This is a genomic window from Micromonospora sp. 4G55, from assembly GCF_016803375.1.
This window is the reverse complement of sequence record NZ_JAEVHN010000431.1, coordinates 1-5,403: the sequence shown is the minus strand read 5'-3', so window position 1 is coordinate 5,403 and position 5,403 is coordinate 1. Positions and strand designations below refer to the sequence as shown.

4 protein-coding genes and 2 pseudogenes are annotated in these 5,403 nt (G+C 74.1%); 2 read left to right on the top strand and 4 right to left on the bottom strand.

What is annotated here, in order from left to right; translation table 11 throughout:
- Window positions 1-237: pseudogene (locus JNW89_RS26555) on the top strand (glycosyltransferase family 9 protein); the annotation flags it as partial.
- Window positions 221-1,204, top strand: coding sequence for a DNA topoisomerase IB (locus tag JNW89_RS26550; RefSeq protein ID WP_238451054.1), 984 nt, complete (start codon window positions 221-223; stop codon window positions 1,202-1,204). The pseudogene JNW89_RS26555 and the gene JNW89_RS26550, both read left to right, overlap by 17 nt.
- Window positions 1,205-1,385: 181 nt before the next feature.
- Here the strand turns inward: JNW89_RS26550 and JNW89_RS26545 are convergent, their stop codons facing one another.
- The 4 genes and pseudogenes from JNW89_RS26545 to JNW89_RS26530 form a co-directional block, all read right to left on the bottom strand.
- Window positions 1,386-2,420, bottom strand: a complete 1,035-nt coding sequence (locus JNW89_RS26545; RefSeq protein ID WP_238451053.1) for a helix-turn-helix domain-containing protein — start codon at window positions 2,418-2,420, stop codon at window positions 1,386-1,388.
- A gap of 124 nt (window positions 2,421-2,544) precedes the next feature.
- A complete protein-coding gene (locus JNW89_RS26540) occupies window positions 2,545-3,048 on the bottom strand; it encodes a hypothetical protein (RefSeq protein WP_238451050.1) in 504 nt (167 codons plus the stop codon).
- Between the two features lie 49 nt (window positions 3,049-3,097).
- Window positions 3,098-4,729 carry an ATP-dependent DNA helicase RecQ gene (locus JNW89_RS26535; RefSeq protein ID WP_238451049.1) on the bottom strand — a complete coding sequence of 544 codons (1,632 nt, stop codon included), beginning with the start codon at window positions 4,727-4,729 and terminating at the stop codon, window positions 3,098-3,100.
- 109 nt (window positions 4,730-4,838) lie between these two features.
- Window positions 4,839-5,403: pseudogene (locus JNW89_RS26530) on the bottom strand (hypothetical protein); the annotation flags it as partial.

Sequence of the window (5,403 nt, the reverse complement as noted above, 5' to 3'; positions counted from 1 at the left end):
GCCACCGCCTACGCCACCCCGTCCGTGCTGCTCTTCGGCCCGGTCCCGCCGGCCGAGTGGGGTCCGCCGCCGGACCGGCCCCGGCACCGGGTGCTGTGGAGCGGCGCGCGGGATTGGCCCGGCCGGCCCGGGGTAGGAAGGCACCCGACGTTGGCGGCCCTGCCCGTGGACCGGGTGCTGGCCGCCGTGGAAGAGGCCGAAGAGGCGGTGCGGGTCTCCGGTGCGATTGCGGCGTAGTGATCCGGGCCGGGCGGGGTACGGGCGCCGCCGGGCCGGCAAGGGCTGGGTGTTCCTCGACCCCCGGGGCGAGCCGGTGCGGGACGCCGACGAACTGTCCCGGCTGCGCGAGCTGGTCATCCCGCCCGCGTGGCAGGACGTCTGGATCTCGCCGTACCCGAACGGGCACATCCAGGCGACCGGCGTCGACGCGGCCGGCCGCAAGCAGTACCTCTATCACCCGGAGTGGCGGCGCAAGCGCGACGAGGCGAAGTTCGACCACGTGCTGGAGGTCGCCCACCGGTTGCCGGTGCTGCGCGCGCGGATCGCCGACGACCTGGGCCGGCGGGGCCTGCACCGGGACCGGGTGCTGGCCACCGTCGCCCGGCTGCTCGACATGGGGATGTTCCGGGTCGGCAACGACCAGTACGCGGTCGGCGAGGACGCCACCTTCGGGGTCTCCACCCTGCGCCCCGAGCACGCCCGCTCCCGGGGTGGGTGCGTGGTCTTCGAGTTTCCCGCCAAGGGCGGCATCGAACAGGTCCGCCGGATCGAGGACGAGGAGCTGTGCCAGGTGCTGACCAACCTGCGCCGGCGGCGGCGGGCCGAGGACCGTCTCTTCGGCTACTGGGACGGGCGGCAGTGGCGCGACGTGCGCAGCGACGAGGTTAACGAGTACCTGCGCGACGCCAGCGGCGGCGAGATGACCGCCAAGGACTTCCGCACCTGGCACGCGACGGTGCTCGCGGCGACCGAGCTGGCCACCGTGGGCGTGCAGCGGTCCGCCACCGCCCGGAAGAAGGCGGTGGCCGGGGTGATGAAGGAGGTCGCCGAGCTGCTGGGCAACACCCCCACGGTGGCCCGGACGTCCTACGTGGACCCGCGGGTGGTCGACCTCTACCACGACGGGGTGGTGGCGCCGGTCCGGCCGGACACCCCGAAGCCCGAGGCCGAGCGGACGGTCCTGGAGTTGCTGGAGGACGCCTGACCGGCCCCGTCGTCGGTCCTGGGGGGAAGAGCGACGGGGCCGGAATCGGTGTGGCCGGGTGGCAGGGTGGCGGGCCGTCCGTGCGGTACCGGGGCGGCCGCCCGTGACAAGAGGTCACGGGCGCCACCACGGTCCCCCGTTATCGGTGGCCGGCACGGGCCTGCCGACCGCCGATCCGGATTCAGTATGTCGACGTCGAGTTGACGACGGATGCCGCGTCGTTGACGATCCGTGCCTGTTCCCGCCGGGCCGCGCGGTAGCCCTGCGGGGTCTCGCCGTAGGCGGCGCGGAAGGCGCGGCTGAAGACCGCCTTGTCGCCGAAGCCCCAGCGGGCGGCGACGGCCTGGATCGCCCGGTGCGCCTGCGCCGGGTCGGCGAGGTCGCGGCGGCACCGGTCCAGGCGCAGGTCGCGCACGTACGACGCCACCGTGGTGTCCTCCGTCTCGAAGAGCCGGTGCAGGGTCCGGACGGAGACGTGGTGCGCGTCGGCGATCGTCTGCGGGCTCAGCGCGGCGTCGCCCAGATGCCGCTGGATGTAGCCGCGCACCTGCGCGAGCAGCGCCCGACGGCGGACCTCCCGGGGCACCGCGTCCTCGGCGACCAGGTGCCGGCCGAGCATGGTGGCGATCAGGTCGAGGGCGGTCGTGCCGAGCCGGTCGGCGTCCGCCGCGTGGTACTGCTCCGGATGACCGGTGATCTGCATCAGGTACTGGGCCAGCAGGGCGCCCACCCCCTCGGTGCCGGACATCCGGCCGGCGAGCAGGGGAGCCAGCCGGTCGGGGGGCAGCGGCAGCGCGCCGTACGGGATCAGCGCCACCACGGAGCTGGCGTGCTGCTGTCCGCCCTGGGCGCCCTCGTGGCTGACCTGGTGGGGGCGTGACCCGTCGTAGAAGGTGAACTCGCTCGGCCCGATCACGCTCTGCCGGCCGGCCTGCCCGGACGAGCCGGTGCCCGTGGTGGTCAGGGCGAGCAGGAAGTAGTCCACGTCGGTCTGCCGGGCCAGCTTGGCGGTCCGGACGGCGTCCAGCGACGGGTAGCGGTAGTTCACCAGCTGGATCGGGCCGAGGGGGATGATCTCGGCGCGGGCGGTGAAGTCGTCGGCGTGCGCGGACCGCATCCGCAGTGGCGACGCGGTGCGGGCGACGACGTCCAGCCACATCCCGAACCGCTCGCGCGGCGGCAGCGCCTCCGTGTCGATGACGTTCCGGTCCAGCATCTTTCCCGCCTTCGTGGTTCCGCGTGTGTCCGGCCCATTGTCGATGACGGTCCTGCGGGCGAAAGAGTGCGGAGACGACGGATCCGCGCGACCGGGTGGGCGCGCGGATCCGAGGCGGGGCCGGTCAGTCGTTGAGCACGTGCGAGAGCCGGTCGCGGAAGCGGCGCTCCGAGTCGCTGACCTGGTCGCCGCCGAGGCCGAGGAGGCCGCCGGTGGCGGCGGCGCCGACCACCTGCTCGGCGATCTCCACCAGCCAGTGCTTGTACGCCCCGGCCTCGCCCTCGTCCACCCGGGCGGCCAGCAGCGCCGCCGCCTGACCCGCACGGGCCAGCACGTCGTCGATCAGGGCCTGCGGGTCGGCCGGCTCGATGACCGGCAGTTCCTCGCCGGCCTCCGGGTCGCCCACCCGGGACACGATCTCCCCGGCGACCGCCGCGACCAGCGGGTTGGCCGACTCGCGGCCGGCGGAGATGGTCTCCAGCCCGGCGGCGTTCTCCGCGCGGGTGCGCCGGCTGCCGTCGTGCTCCGCGGCGCTGGCCGCGGTCAGGACCGCCTGCGGCAGGCCGACCAGCAGCCCCCACTCCTCGTCGGAGAACCCGAACCCGGTGTACGCCGGCTGTTCGATCACGACTGAGCCCCTCTCGTTTCGTTGCGTCTGCGCCCGGTGCCCGGTCAGGCTAGTCCAGCGTCAGCAGGCCCTGCTCGGACACCACGGGCACGGAAAGCGTCTTGTAACCGACCTCGTCGAAGAGCACCGTCATCCGGTCCTCCTCGTAGTTGAGCACCAGTCCCGCCCCCCACTCGGGGTGGCGGACCTGGCTGTGCACCGGGAACGGCCCGACCGCGCCGTCGTCGGCGGTGCTGGTGCCGGCGTGGCAGCTGTCGCAGTGCCCGCAGACCTCCGACATCTGCTCGCCGAAGTACGCCAGCAGCGTCTGGCCCCGGCAGGCGGTGGTCTCGGCGAAGGCGCGCATCATGTCGGTGCGGGACCGGGTCACGGTCTGCTGCCGCTCCGCCTCGGCCAGGGCCGCCGCGGCGGCGTCCACCGGCTTGGGGGAGTAGCGGGGCGCGCCGATCTTCTGCCGGGCCCGCGGCTCGGCGGCACCGATCTGCTCCAGCAGCGACAGGTACTGGCCGAGCTTGCGCGGACCCAGTCCGGTCACCTCCCGCAGCTCCTTCTTGGTCCGCGCCTCCTTGCGCAGCAGCGCGGCCAGGTCGCGCAGCTCGGTCTCGTCCGGCAGGCCGCCGCTGAAGTAGCGTTGCAGCCCGACGTCCTCGGCGCGCCAGAGCAGCAGCACCCGGGCCGGCGCGCCGGCGCGGCCGGCACGGCCGATCTCCTGGAAGTAGCTGTCCGGCGAGTCGGGCAGCGCCATGTGCACCACCCAGGCGATGTTCGGCTTGTCGATGCCCATGCCGAACGCCGAGGTCGCCACCATGATCGGCACCTGGTCGGCGAGGAACGCCTCGTGCAGCTCGTGACGGGCGCCGGTGGCCATCCCGCCGTGGTAGTACTGCGAGGGGAAGCCGGCGTCGGTCAACCGCTGGGCCAACTCCTCGGCGGCCCGCCGGGTCGGCACGTAGATGATCCCGGGGCGTTGGTCGTCGCGCAGCAGCGCCACCAGCCGCCGCCACCGGTAGTCGTCGGTGGGGCAGTGCGCGACCTCCAGGAAGAGGTTGGGCCGGTCCAGCCCGGAGACCACCACCTCCGGGTCGCGCAGCCGCAGCCGGGCGATGATGTCGTCGCGCACCGGAGGTGACGCGGTGGCGGTCAGGGCCACCACCGGCGGCCGGCCGATGCCCTCGATCAGGTGGCCCAGCGCCAGGTAGTCGGGGCGGAAGTCGTGACCCCAGGCCGAGATGCAGTGCGCCTCGTCGATCGCCACCAGCGCCGGCCTGAGCGCCCTGACCTCGGCCATCCGGTCGGGGTTGCTGAGCTGCTCCGGGGTGATGAAGAGGAACTCGGCCCGGCCGTCGCGGATCTCCTCGATCGCCTGGGCCTGCTGGGCCGGGGACTCGTCGGAGCTGATCCGTACCGCCCGCAGCTCGGGGCGCTGCCGTTCGTTGAGCGCGGCGATCTGGTCCTGCTGCAGCGCCAGCAGCGGGGAGATCACCACCGTCGGTCCGGGGATCAGGCTGGCCGGGATCTGGTAGATCGCGGACTTGCCGGCGCCGGTGGGCAGGACCACCAGGGCGTCGCGTCGCTTCATCACCGCGCGCATGGCGGCGAGTTGGTTGGGCCGCAGCGCGGTCCAGCCGAAGAGGCTCCGCGCCGCGCGGCGCAACGTCGTCGAGTGCATGGACAGCTTCATCGAGGGCCGGAGGTACCCGAGGAGATTAGCGCCGAAACCGTCGACACCGGCCGATCGATCCGGAGAGCCGCAACGCCGCGCGGGTACGCGGCCGCCGGCGCGGAGCCGGTCAGGTCATCCGGAACACCGGGCCGCGCGGGGTGAACGGCAACCGGGCGCCCGCCGGCACCAGGAACGCGTGGTCGCGCCGGATCCGCAGCACGTCGCACTCCCCGTCGGTGACGACCAGGATCGGGCCGTCCGACGGGAAGTCCTCGGCCCGTTCCAGCAGCCGGATGCCGGGTTGCAGCACGGTGCCGCCCCGGCCGCGTACCCGCACCCGGCCGGCGATCTCCTCCACCGGCAGGTAGCCGGCGTCGTACGCCACCGCGTCGCAGAACACCACCCGGGCGGCCGGTACGTCCCGGGCCAGCGCGTACGAGGCGACCGCGCCGAGCGCCCGCCCCATCAGCCGGGCGCTCATCGACCCCGAGGTGTCCAGCACCACGCCGAACGTGGGGCGGCGCTCCCGCTCCTCCGGGCGGTGCCAGCCGGGGCGGGGGGATGCCCGGGGTACTCGCCTGGCGGCGGGACGGGCGGGCGTACGACCGCTGCCGCTCGCGGGCCGGGAAGTGCTCGTCGAACCAGCGGGCGAGCTGCACGTCCCGACGGCGGGGGCGGCGCGTCGAGCACCC